The following is a 20834-nucleotide window of genomic DNA, read 5'->3' as shown; positions in this document are numbered from 1 at the left end:
CCTAGAAGAACCCGAGAGCCTTCGGGGAGTAGCTGACCAGCAAGTTCTTCGTCTGCTGATAGTGGTCGAGCATCATCCGGTGGTTCTCCCGGCCGATGCCGGACTGCTTGTAGCCGCCGAACGCTGCGTGCGCCGGGTACAGGTGGTAGCAGTTGGTCCACACCCGGCCGGCCTTGATCGCGCGCCCGGCCCGGTACGCCTGGTTGCCGTCCCGCGTCCACACGCCGGCGCCGAGACCGTACAGCGTGTCGTTGGCGATTCTGATCGCGTCGTCGAAGTCGCCGAACGGCGTGACCGACACCACCGGCCCGAAGATCTCCTCCTGGAAGATCCGCATCGTGTTGCGGCCCTCGAAGATCGTCGGCTGGACGTAGTACCCGCCGGCCAGGTCGCCCGGCAGCTCCGCCTTCGCGCCGCCGACCAGGGCACGGGCGCCCTCTTGCCGGCCGATGTCGAGGTACGACAGGATCTTCTCCAGCTGGTCGTTGGACGCCTGTGCCCCGACCTGCGTGTCGGTGTCGAGCGGGTTGCCCTGCTTGAGGTTCTCCACCCGCTTCACGCCGGCGGCCAGGAAGTCCGCGTAGTGGCTCTGCTGGATCAGCGCCCGGGACGGGCAGGTGCACACCTCGCCCTGGTTGAGGGCGAACATCGCGAAGCCCTCGAGGGCCTTGTCGTAGAACTCGTCGTCGGCCCGGCTGACGTCGTCGAAGAAGATGTTCGGGCTCTTGCCGCCCAGTTCCAGGGTGACCGGGATCAGGTTCTCCGAGGCGTACTGCATGATCAGTCGCCCGGTGGTGGTCTCGCCGGTGAACGCCACCTTGGCCACCCGGCTCGAGCTGGCCAGGGGTTTGCCCGCCTCCACGCCGAAGCCGTTGACGATGTTCAGCACGCCGGCCGGGATCAGGTCGCCGATCAGCGACATCAGGTAGTGGATCGAGGCCGGGGTCTGCTCGGCCGGCTTGAGCACGATCGCGTTGCCGGCGGCCAGCGCGGGGGCCAGCTTCCAGACCGCCATCAGGATCGGGAAGTTCCACGGGATGATCTGCGCGACGACGCCGAGCGGCTCGTGGAAGTGGTACGCGACGGTGTCCTCGTCGAGTTCCCCGGCGGTGCCCTCCTGGGCGCGGATGGCGCCGGCGAAGTACCGGAAGTGGTCGATGGCGAGCGGGATGTCGGCGGCCAGCGTCTCCCGGACCGGTTTGCCGTTCTCCCAGGCCTCGGCGACGGCCAGCTTCTCGAGGTTCTGCTCCATCCGGTCGGCGATCCGGTTGAGGATGTTGGCGCGTTCCGCGGGCGAGGTACGGCCCCAGGCCGGCGCGGCGGCGTGCGCGGCGTCGAGGGCCCGTTCCACGTCGTCGGCGGTGCCCCGGGCGACCTCGCAGAAGACCTGGCCGGTGACGGGGGAGGGGTTCTCGAAGTACTGGCCCTTGGCCGGCGGGACGTACTCACCGCCGATGTAGTGGTCGTAGCGGGACTGGTAGCTGACGATCGAGCCATCGGAGCCGGGCGGGGAATAGACGGTCACGGTCTCGCCTCCTCATTTGGGGCGGACCCTAGTTACGGCCACGTTGCACGGACGTTGCACGCGTATTCCCGGGTCAGCGCGGCGACCCGGCGGGCGGCCAGCGGATCGGCGGGGGCCAGGGCGGCGTACGCCTCCCAGAGGTCCAGATCGTCGCTGCCCCACGCGCTGTTCAGCCAGGTCCGCAGCAGCCGCCGGTCGCCGCTCTCCAGGATCGCCGCGCGCAGCCGGTCGTCCAGCAGCCGCCGCAGCCGGACGATGCCGGGCGCGTCCGACGCGGGCAGCAGCGGTCCCGGGTAGGCGTCCAGCGCGTCGGCGGCCCGCCCGGCCGCCAGCAGTCGGGTCACCGTGCCGAGATCGGTCTCCACGCCGGCGCGCAGCCGGTAGGGCCGCGAGTCGAGCAGCTCCGGGCCGAGGATGCGGCGCAGCCGGGACAGCTCGGCACGGACCGTGACCGGGTTGACGTCGTCGCCGTACAGATCGAACCCGAGCTGGTCCCCGGTCCGGCCCTCCGGGTGCACGGTGAGCAGGACCAGCAGCTCGGAGTGCCGCCGTTTGAGCCGCAGCCGCCGGCTGCCGAGCGCGAGCAGGGCCTCGTCCCGGCCGAGTGCGGCGGCGCGCGGTTGCTGCCGCACCGGCTCACTTCCGCGGAGGTACGCCTCGGCGGCCAGCGCCGTGGCCCGGACCAGGGCCAGACTGTGCGGGTTCGCCAGATGGTCCCCGCCGGTCACGTCGATCGCGCCGAGCAGCCGGCCGGTGCCCGGGTCGTGGACCGGGGCCGCCGCGCACGTCCACCGCTGCACCGGATGGCTGAAGTGCTCGGTCGCGAAGATCTGCAGCGCGTGGTCGACGGCCAGCGCGGTGCCGGGCGCGTTCGTGCCGGCGTGCGCCTCGTCCCAGCGGGCGCCCGGCACGAAGTTCATCGACGCGGCGCCGCGCAGCGTGGCCGGATGCCCCTCCACCCACAGCAGGCGGCCGTGCGCGTCACAGACCGCCAGGATGTGGTCGCCGTCCTCGGCCAGGCCGCCGAGCAGATCCCGGAAGATCGGCATGACCCGGGCCAGCGGGTGCGCCGACCGGTACGCCTCCAGGTCGTCGTCGGCCAGATCGATCGGGGCGGTGCTGTCGGCCCGGACGAACGCCGCCGACCGCGCCCAGGAGTCGGCGACCACGGCACGCATCTGGCCGGGGCCACGCTCACCGGCCAGGAACCGCTCGTGGGCGCGGCCGATCTGGCGGATCCGTTCGGCGGGATCGTCTCCGGGGGTCAGGGCAAGCCACGGGTTCACCGGCAGCACCTCCTGCCCCATCGTGACCGCCGTCACGTCAAGAGACAACAGTAACTAGGCTGCGGGCCGTGCAACCCTGGCCGCGTACCGAAGAAGAAGCCCTTGCCGTGCAGGACGCCCTGCGTTCCCGCGTGATCGTGTCGCCCGGTCCGTCGTCGCCGGACACCGTCGCCGGGCTCGACGTCGCCTACTCCGCCGACGATCAACGGCTCGCCGCGGCCGTCGTGGTGCTGCGGACCGATGATCTCTCGGTGGTGGACACCGCGGTGGTCCGAGGACGGCCGGCTTTCCCGTACATCCCCGGGCTCTTCGCCTTCCGGGAGGTCCCCGCGCTGATGGAGGCGCTGGACAAGTTGAGCGTACGGCCGGACGTGCTGATCTGCGACGGGCACGGGCTGGCCCACCCGCGCCGGTTCGGCCTCGCCGCGCACCTCGGTGTGCTCACCGGCCTTCCGTCGTTCGGCGTCGGGAAGACCCGGCTGGTGGGAGACTGGGAGCCGGTGGGCGAGCCGCGAGGCGCCCGGTCGCCGCTGATCGACGCGGGGGAGACGGTCGGTGCCGTGCTGCGCACCCAGGCCGGGGTCAAGCCGGTCTTCGTCTCCGTCGGGCACCGGATCAGCCTGGACCGGGCCTGTGCGCTGACACTGGACCTGACCCCCCTGTACCGCCTACCGGAGACCACTAGGGTCGCTGACCGTGCCTGCAGAGATCTTCTGAGTTAACCGTCCAGCCGCGCGGTTAAAACCTGGGGACACGTGACGCTCCGATACCCTCTGGCTCAAAGAGGACCTTCGCACAAGGGGTGAGCAGTGTCCGATCTGTCGCAGATCATCAAGGCGTACGACGTACGGGGGATCGTTCCGGACCAGTTCAACGAGACCGTGGCCCGGGCGATCGGCACGGCGTTCGTCGAGATGTTGCGCGAGTCCGGTGACGAGCCGGATCAGATCGTGATCGGGCACGACATGCGCGAGTCCGGCCCCGGCCTGGCCGCCGCCTTCGCCCGCGGCGTCAACGCGGCCGGCGCCGCCGTTATCAACATCGGGCTGGCCTCGACCGACCAGCTCTACTACGCCTCCGGCGCGCTCGGGCTGCCCGGCGCGATGTTCACCGCCAGTCACAACCCCGCGGAGTACAACGGGATCAAGCTCTGCCGGGCCGGCGCCCGCCCGGTCGGCCAGGACAGCGGCCTCGTCGTCGTCCGGCAGCGCGCCCAGCAGCTGCTCGCCGACCTGAACGCGGAAGCCGACGGGGTGTCCCGGGTGGAGCAGCGGGACCTGCTCGCCGACTACGCCGCGCACCTGCGCTCGCTGGTCGACCTTTCCGGCATCCGGCCGCTCAAGGTCATCGTGGACGCCGGTAACGGCATGGGCGGCTACACCGTCCCGGCGGTCCTCGGCGACCAGGTGCTCCCGGCCCTGCCGCTGACCATCGTGCCGCTCTTCTTCGAGCTGGACGGGTCGTTCCCCAACCACGAGGCCAACCCCCTGGACCCCCGCAATCTCGTCGACCTGCAGAACGCGGTCCGTGAGCAGGGCGCCGACATCGGTCTCGCCTTCGACGGCGACGCCGACCGCTGCTTCGTCGTCGACGAGAACGGCGACCCGGTCTCACCGTCCGCGATCACCGCCCTGGTCGCCGCCCGTGAGCTGGCCAAGTTCCCGGGCAGCACGATCATCCACAACCTGATCACCTCGGCCGCGGTGCCGGAGATCATCGTCGAGAACGGCGGGAAGCCGGTCCGCAGCCGGGTCGGCCACTCCTTCATCAAGGCGGAGATGGCGGCGACCAACGCGGTCTTCGGCGGTGAGCACTCGGCGCACTACTACTTCCGTGACTTCTGGTTCGCCGACACCGGCATGCTCGCGGCCATGCACGTGCTCGCCGCGCTCGGCGGCCAGCCGCAGCCGCTCTCGGAGTACGCCGCCGAGTACGAGCGGTACGCCGCCTCCGGTGAGATCAACTCCACGGTGGCCGACTCCGCCGCCAAGATCGCCGAGGTGCGGGCGGCGTTCCCCGGCGCCTCCGTGGACGAGCTGGACGGCATGACCGTGCAGGTCGGCGACGGTTCCTGGTTCAACCTGCGAGCCTCCAACACGGAACCGCTGCTGCGCCTCAACGTGGAAGCGCCCGACGCGGAACGGATGGCAAAGCTCCGTGACGAGGTTCTCGCCATCGTTCGTGGATAGGATCGCCACGACCGGAGTTTCACGTGGCGATGAGGAGTAACTCGGTGGCGCTCGATCAGCAGTTGCTGGAGATTCTGGCCTGCCCGGACACCCATCACGCGCCCCTCGAGCACGATGCCGGCGCACAGACGCTGACGTGCACCGAGTGCGGCCGGGTGTTCGAGATCCGGGACGACATCCCGATCCTGCTCCTGGACGAGGCCCGGCTTCCCGGCGCCTCGTCCCCGGCGGCTGCCACCGAGCCGGCCGCTTCCGCCGCCGCGCCGGCTGCGTCGGCTGACGCTTCCGTCGCCGCCGGGGATGCCGCTGAGGAGGGGAAGAGCTGATGGTCAGCCCACTGAGCGGGTCCTCGGGGGTCAATGGTCATCGCGTCGCCGACGAGTCGCTGCTCAACGACGAGAAGTCGATGCTGGGCAACGACCCCGGCGGCATGCTGCGCGCCACCGCCTCGGCCGGCGCGCAGGTGCGTGAGGCCGCGGCGCTCGCCGCCGAGGTCGACCTGAGCATGCTCGCCGACGAAGGCCGCCCGCGCGCCGTCGTGGTCGCCGGCATCGGCACGGCCGGTCTCACCGGCAGCATCCTGTCCACCGTCGCCGGCCCGCGCTGCCCGGTGCCGATCATCGGCCACCGCAGCGCCGGCGTGCCCGGCTGGGTCGGCGCGGCCGACGTGGTGATCGCGGTCTCCGCCTCCGGCCGCAGCCCCGAGGCGCTGGCCGCCGCCGAGGCCGCCGCCCGCCGCGGCGCCCGCCTGGTCGCCATCGGCAACCCCGGCTCCGACCTGGAGGCCCTCGCCGAGCGGGCCCGCGCGCCGTTCATCGGTGTGCCGCGCCGCGCCCCGGCCCGGGCCACCCTGTGGGGCCTGACCATCCCGGTGCTGTTCGCCGGCCGGGCGCTGGGCATCGCCAAGCTGGCCGAGGCGGACATCGCCGAGACCGCGACCCGGCTGGACGCCGACGCCGAGCGCTGCCGTCCCGGCGCCGACTCGTTCGTCAACCCGGCCAAGGAGCTCGCCCTCGGGCTGGCCGGCTCGGTGCCGATCGTCTGGGGTTCCTCGCCGCTGGCCACGGTCGCGGCCCGCCGGTTCGCCGACACCCTGGCCGCCAACGCCCGCTACCCGGTGATGGCCGGCGCGCTCGGCGAGGCCGGCCGGGGCCGGGTGGGCCTGCTCGACGGCGTGTTCGGCGGCCTGGCCGAGGGCTCGCGGGACATCTTCGCCGACCCGGACGACGACGCCGACGAGAGCGTGACCCGGCTGCGCCTGGTGGTCTTCCGCGACGGCGGCCTCAACCCGGAGGACGACGCCGACGAGCCGGTCGCCGTCGAGGAGCGCCGCGCCGACGCCATCCAGACCATCGCCGACCGGCGCGGCGTCCGCTGCGACGTGCTCACCGCCGAGGGCGGCTCCACGCTGGAGCGGCTCGCCTCCCTGGTCGCGGTCCCCGACTACGCCTCGCTGTACCTGGCGCTGGCACACGGTCTCGACCCGATGGCGGTGCCCGCGATCAGCGAGATGAAGGAGCTGTCCAACCCGATCGCCGACGACCTGCGCTGAGCGTCGGCGTCGTTAACCGCCGCGACCCGCGAAAGTGTGCCCTGGGCTGCTAATTTGCCGGGTATGACCGTGTATCCGCTGACCGGAGTCATCCGGCCGTACGCCTGGGGTTCCCGGACCGCGATCGCCGAGCTGCAGGGCCGTCCCGCCCCCACCGAGGGGCCCGAGGCGGAGCTGTGGCTCGGCGCGCATCCCGGTGATCCCTCCACCGTGCCGGGCCCGGACGGGCCGGTCGACCTGGTCCAGCTGATCGGCGGCGACCCGGCCGGGCAGCTCGGCGACGACGTCGTGGCGACGTTCGGGGCGCGCCTGCCGTACCTGATGAAGGTCCTGGCCGCCGCCGCCCCACTGTCCTTGCAGGCCCACCCCGACGCGGCGTACGCGAAAGCCGCCCACGCCCGTCAGGAGGCCGATCCGGCCGTCCCGCGGAACTACACCGACGCCCACCACAAGCCCGAGATGCTGGTGGCGCTCACCCCGTTCGAGGCGCTGTGCGGCTTCCGCAGCCCCGCCGTCGCCGCCGCGGCCATCGGAGGCTTCCAGGTGCCCCGGCTGGAGCCGGTGGTGACCGCCCTGACCGGCGGGGACCTCGCCGAAGCGGTCCGCCTGCTGCTCACCTGGCCGGCCGGCGACCGGCCAGCACTGATCGACGAGGTGGTGGCCGCGGCCGGCGCCGTCCCCTGCGATGCCGAGCACGCCGCGTCCGCCCGGCTCGTCCTGGATCTGGCCCGGCACTATCCCGGCGATCCCGGGGTGCTGGTCGCGCTCCTGCTCAACCTGGTGAGACTCGCCCCCGGCGAGGCGATCTGGATGCCGGCCGGCAACCTGCACGCCTACCTCAGCGGCCTCGGCGTCGAGCTGATGGCGGCCAGCGACAACGTGCTGCGCGGCGGCCTCACCCCGAAACGCGTCGACGTGGACGAGCTGATGCGCGTGCTGCGCTTCGAGGTCCTGGAGGACCCGCTGCTGCCCGCCACCTCGGTCGAACCCGGCGTCGACACGTGGACCGTCCCGGTACCCGACTTCGTCCTCTACCGCATCGAGGTGAACGGCACCCGCCCACCCATCGAGGTGCCGGCCCAGGGCCCGCGCATCGTCCTGTGCGTCGAGGGGACCGTCTTCACCGGGCAGAGCGAGGACGGCACCCCGGTCGAGCTCACCCCGGGTACCGCGGCCTACGTCCCCGCCACCGCCGGCGCCATCAAGGTCGCCGGAACCGGCCGCCTCTTCGTCGCCGCCGTCCCCACCTGACCTCGCAGCCCCGGTCTCCATCCGGCTTCGTCGCCGCAGTCTCCGCGCCCCGCCGCGATCCGTCGCCGTCCGTCCATGGTCCTCCATTGCCGGGCGGTCAGGCGTCCATGTCGGGGTCGGCCGTGCCGGTGCCTCCCAGTGAGCGTGCCACGCCCGAAATTTCTGCAAATAACTTGACATGACGGTTGCAGAGTGTGAATCTAAGAGCACGCAGCGTCATTGGTGATCGGGGGGTCCCACGGACGCGCGCGGTACCAAACCGGGGGGATGAACGGGGCGGCGGGCTCAGGCCTGTCGCCCCGTTCGCTATTCGCCACCCATCGATCGCCCATCGAGCCAACTCCCGGCCCCTCAGCCGTCGCTGAGGCCGCTTTCCGGCTTTTGGCCGTCGCTGGGGCCGGTTTTCGGCCCTCGGCCGTCGCTGGGGCCGGTTATGCGGGCCAAATGACCGGCTTGAGCGACGGCTCGCGCCTGAGCGACGGCTCGATCGCGGTGCGGATCATGCGCGCGGTCTCGGCAGGCCGTCGAAGGACGTCATCGGATGTGAATCGCAGGACGGTCCACCCGGCCATGTGGAGATGATTCAGCCGATCCAGGTCACGGCGGAACTGCTGCGGCCCACGATGGTGGTCGCCGTCGTACTCGACACCGATCCGGTACTCCGGCCAGGCCAGATCCAGCCGCCCGAGCAGGATGCCGTCGCCGTCACGGACCTCCCACTGGCTCTCCGGCGGCGGAGTCCCCAGGTCGGTGAGGAGCAGCCTCAACCGCGTCTCCATCGGCGATTCGCTCCGCGCGTCGGCCAGCGGAAGCAGTCGTGCCAGGTCGGCGGCCCGTGGCCAGCCGCCCCGCTCGCGCATCATCCGCTGGAGCCGCCACGGGTCGAGCAGATGCCGGTGCAACATGCTGTCGAGCACCGCCAGGGTTTCCGCCCGTCCGCTGCGCCGTCCAAGGTCGAAAACGGTACGTTCCGGCGTGGTGACCCGCAGTTCGTTCAGCGTCGTCACGTCGGTTCCGGCGAGCGTCGTGTAGTGGATCGCGAGCCGTTCGTCCCGCCGCAGCCGCCGCGTTCGAGGGGCGACCACGTGAACCCTCCTCGGCGTGACCGGTGCGCCCCACAGGAAGGCCGCGCTGGCGCCGCCGATGGCGGTACAGGACGGCAGCGCGAGCATGGCGGCGGCACACCAGGCGCGATGGTCCGGTTCGGCGTCCCGGCGTACGTAGACGTCAGGCAGCAGCCGTCGCCATCCGCTGCTCGCCAGCATCGCTCTGGTGATCACACCGGAGGCGACGGCTTGCGAGCCGCGGAAGGGACCGGTCGACAGTTCGGGCGGAATTCTCGGCGTACGCGGCACGGCGCCAGCATCGCGAAAGTCACCCGCCGCCCGTTCCCCCCTGTGGATAACCCGAGCATGCGTCCCGCCATCGCTCAGACCGCCGTCACAGCTCCGATCGACGGCTCAGTGCCGCCGGCCGTCGCTCAAGCCGGTCAGCAGTCGTGGTGACAGGTCCACGCGACGGCTGAGGCCGCCGGCCGTCGCTCAAGCCGGTTATGCGGTCGTGGTGACGGGTCTGAGCGACGGCTGGGGCCGCCGGCCGTCGCCCAAGGCGGTTTTCGGGCCGGCGTGACAGGGCTGGGCGACGGCTGGCGAACCGGGGGTGAGCGGAGGCGCGGCAGCCCCGGTGAGTGACGCGCGCTCGTCGCGGGGGACAGGCACGGGACTGGTCAGGGTTTTCGGGACGATATAGGTCGTACGACGCAAGATTTTCGAAGTCCCTCCTCGGGGTGTATGTGTGGCCCGCCGGCGCTCGCCAGAAGCCCTCCGAACAGGCCGCATGGCGCTGAGTGACGGTCGCGCGAGGCTGGTTTCGGCAGCGAACCGCGTGTGCAACTTGCACCAGGGTGCCGCTGCGTCGATATGGTGGGCGTCGTGGCGAGGCCGACATCGACAGCACGCCGGGAGCTCGGCGGTGAACTGCGCCGGCTTCGCGGTGAGCGCCGCGCGGTCGACGTCGCGACGGCGCTCGGGTGGTCGGAGTCGAAACTCAGCCGGATCGAGACGGCGCACACCGGGATCAGCGAGCCCGACCTGGACCGGCTCCTCACGCTGTACGGGGTCGCCATCGAGGACCGCGGCCGGCTGCGTGACCTGGCGCGGCGGGGCCGGACCCGGGCCTGGTGGACGGAATACCGGTCGTCGGTTCCGGACCCCTACGACGAATACCTCGCCCTCGAGGGTGAGGCGATGCGCATCTCGGAGTGGGAGGCGCAGGTGGTTCCGGGCCTGCTGCAGACCGACGAGTACGCCCGCGCGGTGATCGAGGCGGGCGCGGACGTCGACGACTCGGAGATTCTGCGGCGCCGGCTCGCGTTGCGGATGGCCCGGCAGAAGTCGCCGACCCGGCCGCTGCCGCCGACGATGCGGATCGTCCTGGACGAGGCGGTCCTGCACCGGCAGATCGGTGGCCCGGAGGTGCAGCGCCGCCAGCTCGACCGGCTCTACGAGGCCAGCGGCAGTCCCGGGGTGGAGCTGCTGATCCTGCCGTTCGGGGCGGGCGCGCACGCCGGGCTGACCGAATCGTTCATGATCATGGAGTTTCCGGCCGGGACCCGTAACCCGGTGGTGCACATCGAAGGGCTGACCGGCGGCCTCTTCAGGGTGAAGCCCGAGGAGATCGACGTGTATCAGAACGCCTTCGATGACCTGCAGGAACGCGCTTCGTCGCCAGAACAGAGCCGAACGGCCATCGCTGAGACGAGGGATCAATTGGCTCGGTGATCTCCGTCCGTGGGGTCCAATGGAGATGCATTCCACGTCAAGGAGATGACCATGAACGACACCACGCTGACCTGGCGCAAGAGCAGCCGCAGTGGCGCTGCCGGGCACTGCGTCGAAGTCGCCGAGGCTCCGGCCGCGGTGCTGGTTCGCGACTCGAAGGACGTCACCGGTCCGGTGCTCTCCTTCGGCGCCGGTGACTGGACCGGCTTCATCGCCGCCGTCCGTGCAGGGGAGTTCGACCGGCCCGGTGCGTGACCGATGCGCGCCACGGGCGGTCCCGGTCCGGGACCGCCCGTTTTTCTCTGTTCGTGGGCAGTCTCCCGGGCAAGATCGCCCCCCAGGTAGCGCGCGGACCGGGAGGACAGTGCAATATTGGACCGCATGAGAGCCCGGGTACTGGTCGTCGATGACGATCCCGCGTTGGCCGAGATGCTCGGCATCGTCCTGCGCAGCGAGGGATTCCTCCCTTCCTTCGTGGCGGACGGTGAGCGTGCCCTGGCCGCCTTCCGGGAGAACCGTCCGGACATCGTCCTGCTCGACCTGATGCTGCCGGGCATGAGCGGCATCGACGTCGCACGGGCGATCCGCGCCGAGTCGGGTGTCCCGATCGTGATGCTGACCGCCAAGAGCGACACCGTGGACGTGGTGCTGGGCCTGGAGTCCGGCGCCGACGACTATGTGGTCAAGCCGTTCAAGCCCAAGGAGCTGGTGGCCCGAATGCGGGCCCGGCTGCGCCGCGGTGAGGACGCCGCGCCGGAGATGCTGACCATCGGCCCGCCCGGCAACCAGATCACCATCGACGTCCCGGCGCACACGGTGGCCCGGGACGGCGAGGAGGTGAAGCTCACCCCGCTGGAGTTCGACCTGCTGGTGGCGCTGGCCCGCAAGCCGCGCCAGGTCTTCACCCGCGAGGTGCTGCTGGAGCAGGTCTGGGGTTACCGGCACGCCGCCGACACCCGGCTGGTCAACGTGCACGTCCAGCGGCTGCGCGCCAAGATCGAACCGGACCCGGAGCGACCGGAGATCATCCTGACGGTCCGTGGTGTCGGCTACAAGGCGGGCACCGGGTGACCGCTCGCAGCGGCTAACCTTGCCGCGAGATGCGTGCTCCGACCTGGCTCCCGATGCCCGTGCGCCGTGCCCTGCGAGAGGTGCGGCGCTGGTGGCGCGTGGTCGCCCAGCACCTGCTGCGCTACACGGCGCCGGCCCGCCGGGCCTGGCGCCGTTCGCTGCAGCTACGGGTGGTGGCGCTGACCCTCGTCGCCTCCAGCCTGCTGGTCGGCACCTTCGGTGCGTACATCGCCAATCGCAGCGCCGAGATCCTGCTGAGCCGTGCCGAGCGCGAGGCCGACACGACGATGAACAGCAAGGTCGACTACGCGTTCCGGCAGCTCGGCCTCTATCCGCAGGCCCGTGACCCGGAGCTGCCCCGGGCCATCAACGACCTGGTCAACGAGCTGGCCGACGGCGACCCGACGGCGCGCGGCAGGTCGATCATCTCGATCCGCGCGGAGCGGCACACCGACCAGCTGCACGCCGTCGCCGTGCCGGATGTCGACACCGGCGCGCTGATCACGCCCGAGATGATCGACAAGGTGTCGTCCGGTTCGGGCCGCAAGGCGAGCCAGATCCGGACGGTGGAGATCAAAGGCGAGACCACCAAATACCTGGTGTACGGGTCTCCGGTGCCCACCAAGTTCGGTCACGTCGAGCTGTACTACATCGTTCCGCTGACCAGCGAGGACCAGGACGCCAACCTGATCCGCACCACGGTGCTGGCCACCGGCCTGGCCCTGGTGATCCTGCTGGGCGTGGTGGCCGGCCTGGTCACCCGGCTGGTGGTGACCCCGGTCCGGATCGCCGCGCGGACCGCCCAGCGGCTCTCCGCGGGCCTGCTCGACCAGCGGATGAAGGTGAACGGCGAGGACGACCTGGCGCTGCTGGCGGCGGCGTTCAACCAGATGGCGGCCAACCTGCAGCGGCAGATCGTCCGGCTGGAGGAGATGTCCCGGCTGCAGCGGCGGTTCACCTCGGACGTGTCGCACGAGCTGCGGACGCCGCTGACGACCGTACGGATGGCCGCCGACCTGATCTTCTCCGAGCGGGAGGAGTTCGATCCGGCGGTCGCGCGCAGTGCCGAGCTGCTGCAGGCCGAGCTGGACCGTTTCGAGGAGCTGCTCACCGACCTGCTGGAGATCAGCCGGTTCGACGCCGGGTTCGCCGCGCTGGACGCCGAGCACACCGACCTGGTCCCGATCGCCGAGCGGGTGGCCGAGCGCCTGACCGGCCTGGCCGACCGGGTCGGCGTCGAGCTGGACCTGCGCCTGCCGGACACCCCGGTGATCGCCGAGGTCGACCCCCGCCGGGTCGAGCGGGTGCTGCGCAACCTGGTGGGCAACGCGATCGAGCACGGCGAGGCGAAACCGGTGCAGATCACCATGGCGACCGACGACGCGGCGGTGGCGATCACCGTCCGCGACCACGGCATCGGCTTGAAACCGGGCGAGGAGCGCCTGGTGTTCAACCGGTTCTGGCGGGCCGACCCGTCCCGGGCCCGGCAGACCGGTGGCACCGGCCTCGGCCTGTCCATCAGTGTGGAGGACGCCCGGCTGCACGGCGGCTGGCTGGAGGCGTGGGGCGCGCCCGGCGAGGGCGCCCAGTTCCGGCTCACCCTGCCGGTGCGGGCCGGTGATCGTCTGGTCGCCGCGCCCCTGCCGCTGATTCCCCGGGACCGGACCGCGGAGGTGAGCTGATGGTGCGTGTGGTGATCGCGGGCGCGGCGGTGGCTGTGCTCCTGCTGGGCGGCTGCGGGATCGCCGACGAGTCCGGCGTGACCGATCTCGGCCCGGGTCCTTCGAGCGGCACCTCCACCGGCGACCGGAGTTCGCGCAACGAGGTGACCCGGGATGCGACCAGTGATCGGGTGCAGTTCGTCAACAACTATCTGCGGGCCGCCGCCGGTGACTACGACGGCGCCCTGGAGCGGGTCAAGCAGTTCATGTCGCCGGCGGCGCGGGACAAGTTCACCCCGCCGGCCACGCTGCGGGTGATCCGGCTGACCAGCCCGCCGCTGCTGGACGCCGGGCAGGATCAGGTCAGCATCGACTACGAGCTGGTCGGCACCCTCGGCAAGAACGGGATGCTGGAGCCGACCGCCGAGCGCTCCGGCTCGGCCAGCACGTACGAGTTCGCCCTGGACGAGGTCACCGGCGACGGTCTCTACGTGACGAACCCGCCGCCGTTCCTGCTGCTCAGCGACACCGCGCTGACCGACTTCTACGACGAGCGGACGATCTATTTCTGGAACACCGAACACACCGGCCTGCTCCCGGACGTTCGTTACCTGCTCAAGGACGTGCCGATCGAGCAGGAGCCGACGATCATCCTGAACTGGCTGATCGCAGGTCCCGCGCCGTGGCTGCGCGACGCGGTGCAGCCCCTGCTGGACGGCACCAAACTCGAAGGCAAGGTCCCCGAGATCGACCAGGACCGCCTGGTGATCTCGCTGAGCGCGCAGGCCCTGCCGACCGAGAAGGCGGAGGAGGCGCTGGACCGTCTGCGCCGGCAGGTGCAGTGGTCGCTGCGCCGCCTGCTCCCGGAGTTCCTGGAGCTGCGGATCGGCCACCAGGAGCCCCGCACCTACTCCGGCTCCGACTTCCTGACCAGCAACCCGGCGTATCGCTCGTCCACCGTCTCCTCGGAGCGCTACGCGGTCTACAACCGCGCCATCCGGCGGCTGGAGGACTCCGAGCGGCCGAACGCGGACTCGGTGCCCGGGATCGCCCCCGAGGCCAACAAGGACATCTCCCGGGCCGCTCTCAGCACCTCCAGCAGCGGCATCTTCACCGCCGTGGTCACCGGGTCCGGCAAGAACGAAAAGCTCAAGGCCGGTTCCGCCCCGATCGGCGAGACTGCCGCCCTGAAGGATGTCTCCGGCCTGCCGCCCCGGATCGGATACCCGGTCTGGGCGATCAGCGCCGCCGACCGCGTCGACGGCGGGGTCGGCCTGGTGATCGCGGACGGCAGGCTGTGGCGTTTCCGGGCGCAGGGCGGCCCGGCCGAGCTCGTCCAGTGGCCGGGGGTGGACGGGCCGCTCACGGCGATCACCGTCGCGCCGGACGGGCACCGGGTGGCCCTCGTCGCCGGCGGCCGCCTGTACCGGGCCGTGCTCACCGGTGACGCCGACCGGCTCACGCTGACCGCGCCGCAGGAGCTGGAGCAGCCGTTGCGGACGGTGACGGCGGTGGACTTCAGCGCCGAGTCGTCGCTCACCGTGAGCGGCGTCGGCGCCGGCGACCGGACCTCCATCCTCAACGTGTCGATCGACGGGGGCCTGCAGGCGGTGTGGCTGCAGGACATGGGCAAGGTGTCGGTGACGTACCTGACGGCGTACTCCGCGAACCCGGCCCTCAGCGCGAACGGCGGCTCGGTGCTCTACTCGACCGGCAACGACGCCTGGGAGGCGTTCGCCACCTCCTCCCAGCAGATCACCGTCGAGCATCTGGCCGGTCCGCCCGAGCAGAAACGGGACGGCGTGGTGCCCTCCGCGCCGATGTTCCTGAACTGACATGGTTCTCGGGGAGCTGGCCGACCTGGTGCTGCCGGGCGCGTGCGCGGGCTGCGGGGCGGATCGGGTCCGGCTCACCTATGGGACCTGTGCGGGCTGTGTGGCGGAGCTGGAAGGGTTGCGGCCGCGGCCTGCCGTGCCGACGCCGCCGCCGCACGGGTTTCCGGCCTGTGTGACGGTCGGGGCGTACGACGGGGCGCTGCGGGGCGCGTTGCTGGCGTACAAGGAGAAGGGCCGGCACCGGCTCGCCCGGCCGCTCGGCGCGCTGCTGGCCGGCGCCGTCGCCGCGCTCGCGCCCCGGGACCGCCCGGTGACGGTGATCCCGGTCCCGTCCACGGCGGCGGCCCGACGGGAGCGGTACGGCGATCACATGGCCCGGCTCACCGGTCACGCCGCCCGCCGGTTGCGGGCCGCCGGCTACCGCGTGAACGTGGTGCAACCGCTGCGTGCCCTGCCCCGGCCTGACTCAACGTCATTGGATGCATCCGAACGGGCGACCGTAGCTGTCAATTCGCTGCGAATGACGGCCCGAATCGGCGTTCTGCGGCGCGACGGGAGATCCCGAGGCACGCTTGTGGTGGCGGATGACATCGTCACCACCGGGGCCACTCTGGCAGCGGTGGCACGCCGGCTTGAGGAGGCGGACATGCAGGTCACAGGTGCCGCAGTGCTCGCAGCGACGCAACTACGTGGATTCCGTCCCGGCATTTCCCTGTGATCCCGCCCCCGGGTGCCGATAGAGGCCAACGTCAGCCATCAGGTATCCCGAACGAGGGGTGACGGGCGGGCATAGGCAGGTTAGCGTCTAGGTGACGAGGGCGAGTGACATTACCCGCCCGCCACCGGGAGCGCTTTCGCCGCACCGGAAAGGAGTCGTCTCACTCTCATAGGCCGTGTCAGGTGGTCGATCCCGATACGGCGTTTTCACCCAGTAGCCGGGCTGCGCCGCGAATCGGCGCCCGCAAGCACAACGTTGGGGGAGGTCACGAGTGGACATTGTCGTCAAGGGCCGCAACGTAGAGGTTCCCGACCACTATCGAGAGCATGTCGCCGACAAGCTGAGCAAGGTCGAGCGTTACGACCAGAAGCTGATGAGGGCGGACGTGGAGTTGTTCCACGAACGCAACCCGCGACAGGCCGACATCTGCCAGCGTGTCGAGATCACGGTCATGACCAAGGGGCCGGTGGTCCGGGCCGAGGCCCAGGCACAGGATTTCTACGCAGCCCTGGACTGCGCGATCAACAAACTGGACGCCCGGCTGCGCCGCTCCGCCGACCGGCGCCGGGTGCACCGCGGCAGGCACGCGCCGATCTCCGTCGCCGCCGCCACCGCCAACCTCCCCACCGACCTGACCAACGGCCGGACCGCCACGCTGACCGAGCCGGTGCTGGACACCGAGCCGAGCGAGCACGACGAGAACCAGCCGTGGCGCATCGTGCGGGAGAAGGAGCACTCGGCCGAGCCGATGACCGTCGACGACGCCCTCTTCCAGATGGAGCTCGTCGGCCACGACTTCTACCTGTTCCATGACAAGGAGAGCGGCCGGCCCAGTGTCGTCTACCGCCGCCGTGGCTACGACTACGGCATTCTCAGCCTAGGCATGTGACGTTCCGCCCTCGCCGGAGACCTGTGCGAGCAGGTCTTCGGCGAGCAGCACGTACTGCAGGTCGTCGGTGCGGGTCCCGTCCGGGCCCGGCAGCCGCGACCGCAGGTATGCCTCGCGCGTGAAACCGGCCCTCTCCAGCACCCGCTGCGACCCGACGTTCGTCGGCAGCGTGCCGGCGATCAGGCGCGCGATGCCCGTCTCGGCGAAGGCCCAGAGCGCGACCAGCTGTGCTGCCCGGCTGGTGAAACCCCTCTTGCGGTACGCCGGAAGCATGCTGTACCCGATCATCGCCTGACCGGTCGGCGGCTCCTGGTAGTACAGGTCGATCTGGCCCGCCCGCGCGCCGGTCGCCGCGTCCAGGATCACCATGTCGGCCCGGTGCCCGGCCAGCCAGTGCGCCGCGGACCGGGTGCAGCGCCGGTGGATCTCCTCCGCCGACTTCACCTCCGGAGGGACGCTGGTGGCCACCACGTCGGGGATGTTGTGCAGCTCGGTGTAGAAGTCGATGTCCTGCTCGCCGAGCGGCCGCAGGGTCACCACGCCGTCGGAGATCGCGCCGTCGGGCAGGTCGGGGAGCAGGCGCGGAGCCGGGCCCTCCGGGTCGCCGGGCAGCCGCGACCAGACCAGCAGCTCCGGGTCTCCGCGCCGGACGCCCTCCCGGGTGTAACCGGCGGCGATGGCGGCACGCTGGGCCGCCGGGTCGTCCCAGCGGGTCAGCAGCTCCAGCCGGCCCGCCGTCCCGCTGACGGCCTGGCCGGTCTCCTCGTCGACGACCGCCCACGACCCGGGGCCGACCTCCCGCAGCCGGACTTCCCGGCCGGAGCCCGCGTCCTCGGCCCGCTTCCCACTGTTTTGATCCACATGGCCCATCCTCTCCGGGACGCGCCCGGCCGCCAAACACGTTTCGAACAAGTCGGCGACTGCGCTGTCAGCGAACTTCGCGGTGCCTTTCGCCCTCTTTGCAACTTTCACCGGAGGCCAGGGTCACAGGTCTCCGGTGAAGGTGCCTACGATGGTTCGGCAGACTGTCTAGGGGAGCGTTGACCCGTGTCGATATTGGAAAAGATCCTCCGCGCCGGCGAAGGCCGCATGGTGCGACGGCTCAAGGCGATCGCGGACGCGGTCAATTCGATCGAGGACGACTACGTCGACCTGACCGATGACGAGCTGCGCGATTGCACCCAGCACTTCAAGGATCGCTATCAGGACGGCGAGTCCCTGGACGACCTGCTGCCGGAGGCCTTCGCGGTGGCCCGCGAGGGCGCCAAGCGCGTCCTCGGCCAGCGGGCGTACGACGTCCAGCTGATGGGCGGGGCCGCCCTGCACTTCGGCAACATCCCGGAGATGAAGACCGGTGAGGGCAAGACCCTGACCGGCGTGTTCCCGGCCTACCTCAACGCGTTGAGCGGCAAGGGCGTGCACATCATCACGGTGAACGACTACCTGGCGCAGCGTGACGCCGAGTGGGTCGGCCGGGTGCACGTGTTCCTCGGTCTCAGCGTCGGTGTCATCCTGCCGAACCGGCCGGCCGCCGAGCACCGCGCCGCCTACGAGTGCGACATCACGTACGGGACGAACAACGAGTTCGGCTTCGACTACCTGCGCGACAACATGGCGTGGTCGAAGAGCGAGCTGGTGCAGCGCGGGCACAATTTCGCGATCGTCGACGAGGTGGACTCGATCCTCATCGACGAGGCCCGGACCCCGCTGATCATCTCCGGCCCGGCCGAGCACTCCGCCCGGTGGTACGGCGAGTTCGCCCAGATCGTCGCCCGGCTGCAGCCCGGCAAGGACGGCGAGGGCGACTACGAGGTCGACGTCGCCAAGCGCACCATCGCGATCACCGAGCGCGGCGTCGCCAAGGTCGAGGACCGGATCGGCATCGACAACCTGTACGAGTCGGTCAACACCCCGCTCGTCGGCTACCTGAACAACGCGATCAAGGCCAAGGAGCTCTACAAGCGCGACAAGGACTACATCGTCAGCCCCGAGGGCGAGGTCCTGATCGTCGACGAGTTCACCGGCCGCATCCTGCACGGCCGCCGTTACAACGAGGGCATGCACCAGGCCATCGAGGCGAAGGAGGGGGTGGAGGTCAAGCAGGAGAACCAGACCCTGGCGACCGTCACCCTGCAGAACTACTTCCGTCTCTACGACAAGCTCGGCGGCATGACCGGTACGGCGCAGACCGAGGCCGGCGAGTTCAACAGCGTCTACAAGGTCGGCGTCGTGAGCATCCCGACGCACCGCCCGATGATCCGGGTCGACCACCCGGACGTCATCTACAAGACCGAGAAGGCCAAGTTCAACGCCGTCATCGAGGACATCGCCGAGCGGCACGCGACCGGTCAGCCGGTCCTGGTCGGCACGGTCTCGGTGGAGAACTCGGAGATCCTCTCCCAGCTGCTGCGCCGCCGCGGCATCCCGCACAGCGTGCTGAACGCGAAGTTCCACGCCCAGGAGGCGACGATCATCGCCCAGGCCGGCCGGAAGGGCGCGGTCACCGTGGCCACCAACATGGCCGGTCGTGGCACCGACATCCTGCTCGGCGGCAACGCGGAGTTCACCGCCGCGGCCGAGCTGCACCAGCGCGGCCTCGACCCGGTGGAGAGCCCGGAGGAGTACGCGAAGGCGCTCGAGGAGATCCTCCCGCAGGTCAAGGAGGCCACCGAGCGGGAAGCCGCCGAGGTGCAGGCCGCCGGCGGTCTCTACGTGCTCGGCACCGAGCGCCACGACTCCCGCCGCATCGACAACCAGCTCCGCGGCCGGTCCGGCCGGCAGGGCGACCCGGGCGAGTCCCGGTTCTACCTGTCGCTGCAGGACGACCTGATGAAGCGGTTCCGGGCCGGCGCCGTCGAGGCGGTCATGGAGCGGTTCAACATCCCCGAGGACGTTCCCATCGAGTCGAAGATGGTGAGCAAGCAGATCCGCAGCGCCCAGACGCAGATCGAGGCGCAGAACGCGGAGATCCGCAAGAACGTCCTCAAGTACGACGAGGTGATGAACAAGCAGCGGCAGGTCGTCTACGCCGAGCGCAAGCGCGTGCTCGACGGCGAGGACATGCACGACCAGGTCACCCACATGATCGACGACGTCATCACCGACATCGTCACGGCTGCCACCGCCGACGGCTTCGCCGAGGACTGGGACCTGGATCAGCTCTGGACCAACCTCAAGCGGCTCTACCCGATCACCCTGACGATCGACGACCTCGTCGAGGAGTCCGGTGGCGAGCGGAACACGATCGACCAGGAGTTCCTGATCGAGCAGGTGAAGCAGGACGCGCAGGCGGCGTACGGGCGCCGCGAGGAGGAACTGGGCCCCGAGGCGGTCCGTGAGCTGGAGCGCCAGGTGCTCCTCTCGGTGATCGACCGCAAGTGGCGTGAGCACCTCTACGAGATGGACTACCTGCAGGAGGGCATCAGCCTGCGGGCCTACGCGCAGCGCGACCCGGTGGTCGAGTACCAGCGCGAGGGCTTCGACATGTTCAACCAGATGATGGAGGGCATCAAGGAGGAGGCGGTCGGTTTCGTCTTCAACCTGGAGGTCCAGGTCGAGGAGGCGCCCACCGTCACCCTGGACCCGAGCCAGGCCTTCGAGCTGCCGAAGGTCATCGACGGCGAGGTGCCCGACGACGACCCGGAGCCCGAGCCCGACCACGTCGAGGTGCGCGCCAAGGGTCTCGGCGGTTCCGGCCGCCCGCAGAACCTGCAGTACACCGCGCCGACCATCGACGGCGAGGCGGGCGCCGGCAGCCCGTCGATCCAGCGGGGCCCGGCGCCCGAGCCCACCCCGACGGTGATCGGCCCGGGCGGCTCGCCGGTCCCGGCCAGCCCCGCGCACACCAGCGCCGCAGCGCCGCGCGGCCGGCACGCCGCCTCCTCGTCCGAGTCGAACGGCCCGTCGCGTAACGCGCCGTGCTACTGCGGCTCGGGCAAGAAGTACAAGCGCTGCCACGGAGCCCCGGGCCCGGCCTGAGGCCCTTCTTGACGGCCCGCGGTGGTCCGGCTCCTGCCGGACCACCGCGGGCCGTTTCGTGTGTCGACTTCGGGCGCACAGGGCGGCCGAACTCGACAC

General features: G+C 70.8%; 15 protein-coding genes and 3 pseudogenes. 14 read left to right on the top strand and 4 right to left on the bottom strand.

The window, feature by feature from the left end:
* Nucleotide 1 precedes the first annotated feature (1 nt).
* Together exaC and ACZ3II_RS08105 are read right to left on the bottom strand one after the other, a co-directional pair.
* Nucleotides 2–1525 carry an acetaldehyde dehydrogenase ExaC gene (gene exaC / locus ACZ3II_RS08110; RefSeq protein WP_465516892.1) on the bottom strand — a complete coding sequence of 508 codons (1524 nt, stop codon included), beginning with the start codon at nt 1523–1525 and terminating at the stop codon, nt 2–4.
* A gap of 32 nt (nt 1526–1557) precedes the next feature.
* Nucleotides 1558–2832 carry a GAF domain-containing protein gene (locus ACZ3II_RS08105; RefSeq protein WP_465517252.1) on the bottom strand — a complete coding sequence of 425 codons (1275 nt, stop codon included), beginning with the start codon at nt 2830–2832 and terminating at the stop codon, nt 1558–1560.
* Nucleotides 2833–2879: 47 nt separating this feature from the next.
* Between ACZ3II_RS08105 and nfi the strand changes: the two genes are divergently transcribed.
* The 5 genes and pseudogenes from nfi to manA all read left to right on the top strand — a co-directional run bounded on the left by nfi (nt 2880) and on the right by manA (nt 7803).
* Nucleotides 2880–3533, top strand: coding sequence for a deoxyribonuclease V (nfi, locus tag ACZ3II_RS08100; protein ID WP_465516891.1), 654 nt, complete (start codon nt 2880–2882; stop codon nt 3531–3533).
* An 87-nt stretch (nt 3534–3620) separates the two neighbouring features.
* Nucleotides 3621–5000: a phosphomannomutase/phosphoglucomutase gene (locus tag ACZ3II_RS08095; protein ID WP_465516890.1), complete on the top strand. Its 1380-nt coding sequence runs from the start codon at nt 3621–3623 to the stop codon at nt 4998–5000.
* 44 nt (nt 5001–5044) lie between these two features.
* Nucleotides 5045–5206 (top strand): annotated as a pseudogene (locus ACZ3II_RS08090) (Trm112 family protein); the annotation flags it as partial.
* A 119-nt stretch (nt 5207–5325) separates the two neighbouring features.
* Nucleotides 5326–6552 (top strand): SIS domain-containing protein, encoded by a 1227-nt coding sequence (locus tag ACZ3II_RS08085; RefSeq protein ID WP_465516889.1) that lies wholly within the window; start codon nt 5326–5328, stop codon nt 6550–6552.
* A 63-nt stretch (nt 6553–6615) separates the two neighbouring features.
* On the top strand, nt 6616–7803 hold the full coding sequence (gene manA / locus ACZ3II_RS08080; RefSeq protein WP_465516888.1) for a mannose-6-phosphate isomerase, class I: 1188 nt from the start codon (nt 6616–6618) through the stop codon (nt 7801–7803).
* Between the two features lie 431 nt (nt 7804–8234).
* Here the strand turns inward: manA and ACZ3II_RS08075 are convergent, their stop codons facing one another.
* Nucleotides 8235–9068, bottom strand: a complete 834-nt coding sequence (locus tag ACZ3II_RS08075; RefSeq protein WP_465516887.1) for a DUF559 domain-containing protein — start codon at nt 9066–9068, stop codon at nt 8235–8237.
* 666 nt (nt 9069–9734) lie between these two features.
* Here ACZ3II_RS08075 and ACZ3II_RS08070 point away from each other — a divergent pair.
* The 7 genes from ACZ3II_RS08070 to hpf all read left to right on the top strand — a co-directional run bounded on the left by ACZ3II_RS08070 (nt 9735) and on the right by hpf (nt 16757).
* On the top strand, nt 9735–10583 hold the full coding sequence (locus ACZ3II_RS08070) for a helix-turn-helix domain-containing protein (RefSeq protein WP_465516886.1): 849 nt from the start codon (nt 9735–9737) through the stop codon (nt 10581–10583).
* A gap of 51 nt (nt 10584–10634) precedes the next feature.
* Nucleotides 10635–10838: a DUF397 domain-containing protein gene (locus ACZ3II_RS08065; RefSeq protein ID WP_465516885.1), complete on the top strand. Its 204-nt coding sequence runs from the start codon at nt 10635–10637 to the stop codon at nt 10836–10838.
* A 126-nt stretch (nt 10839–10964) separates the two neighbouring features.
* The gene (gene mtrA / locus ACZ3II_RS08060; protein ID WP_043522017.1) at nt 10965–11654 is read left to right on the top strand and encodes an MtrAB system response regulator MtrA; all 690 of its coding nucleotides are present in this window, start codon (nt 10965–10967) and stop codon (nt 11652–11654) included.
* A 29-nt stretch (nt 11655–11683) separates the two neighbouring features.
* Nucleotides 11684–13336: an MtrAB system histidine kinase MtrB gene (gene mtrB, locus ACZ3II_RS08055; RefSeq protein ID WP_465516884.1), complete on the top strand. Its 1653-nt coding sequence runs from the start codon at nt 11684–11686 to the stop codon at nt 13334–13336.
* Nucleotides 13336–15150, top strand: a complete 1815-nt coding sequence (locus tag ACZ3II_RS08050) for an LpqB family beta-propeller domain-containing protein (RefSeq protein WP_465516883.1) — start codon at nt 13336–13338, stop codon at nt 15148–15150. The genes mtrB and ACZ3II_RS08050 overlap by 1 nt, the downstream gene beginning before the upstream one ends.
* Nucleotide 15151: 1 nt before the next feature.
* Nucleotides 15152–15868, top strand: coding sequence for a ComF family protein (locus ACZ3II_RS08045; protein ID WP_465516882.1), 717 nt, complete (start codon nt 15152–15154; stop codon nt 15866–15868).
* Between the two features lie 271 nt (nt 15869–16139).
* Entirely contained in the window at nt 16140–16757 is a 618-nt protein-coding gene (hpf, locus tag ACZ3II_RS08040) for a ribosome hibernation-promoting factor, HPF/YfiA family (protein ID WP_465516881.1), read from the top strand.
* On the opposite strand, the gene ACZ3II_RS08035 is transcribed toward hpf, so the two are convergent.
* Nucleotides 16746–17618 (bottom strand): GNAT family N-acetyltransferase, encoded by an 873-nt coding sequence (locus tag ACZ3II_RS08035; RefSeq protein ID WP_465516880.1) that lies wholly within the window; start codon nt 17616–17618, stop codon nt 16746–16748. The genes hpf and ACZ3II_RS08035 overlap by 12 nt on opposite strands.
* Before the next feature lie 186 nt (nt 17619–17804).
* On the opposite strand from ACZ3II_RS08035, the pseudogene secA reads away from it, so the two are divergent.
* Nucleotides 17805–20325 (top strand): annotated as a pseudogene (gene secA, locus ACZ3II_RS08030) (preprotein translocase subunit SecA); the annotation flags it as partial.
* 92 nt (nt 20326–20417) lie between these two features.
* A pseudogene (locus ACZ3II_RS08025) lies at nt 20418–20735 on the top strand (SEC-C metal-binding domain-containing protein); the annotation flags it as partial.
* Nucleotides 20736–20834 lie beyond the last annotated feature (99 nt).

Source organism: Actinoplanes sp. NPDC019969 (assembly GCF_055562375.1).
This window is presented reverse-complemented; position numbering and strand designations above follow the sequence as displayed.

Bases quoted from the DNA above. Each gene is read 5' to 3' on its own strand.
- mtrB (WP_465516884.1), top strand. From the start codon at position 11,684: ATGCGTGCTCCGACCTGGCTCCCGATGCCCGTGCGCCGTGCCCTGCGA.
- ACZ3II_RS08045 (WP_465516882.1), top strand. From the start codon at position 15,152: ATGGTTCTCGGGGAGCTGGCCGACCTGGTGCTGCCGGGCGCGTGCGCG.
- mtrA (WP_043522017.1), top strand. From the start codon at position 10,965: ATGAGAGCCCGGGTACTGGTCGTCGATGACGATCCCGCGTTGGCCGAG.
- ACZ3II_RS08105 (WP_465517252.1), bottom strand. From the start codon at position 2,832: ATGGGGCAGGAGGTGCTGCCGGTGAACCCGTGGCTTGCCCTGACCCCC.
- manA (WP_465516888.1), top strand. From the start codon at position 6,616: ATGACCGTGTATCCGCTGACCGGAGTCATCCGGCCGTACGCCTGGGGT.
- ACZ3II_RS08050 (WP_465516883.1), top strand. From the start codon at position 13,336: ATGGTGCGTGTGGTGATCGCGGGCGCGGCGGTGGCTGTGCTCCTGCTG.
- ACZ3II_RS08085 (WP_465516889.1), top strand. From the start codon at position 5,326: ATGGTCAGCCCACTGAGCGGGTCCTCGGGGGTCAATGGTCATCGCGTC.
- ACZ3II_RS08065 (WP_465516885.1), top strand. From the start codon at position 10,635: ATGAACGACACCACGCTGACCTGGCGCAAGAGCAGCCGCAGTGGCGCT.
- ACZ3II_RS08075 (WP_465516887.1), bottom strand. From the start codon at position 9,068: ATGCTGGCGAGCAGCGGATGGCGACGGCTGCTGCCTGACGTCTACGTA.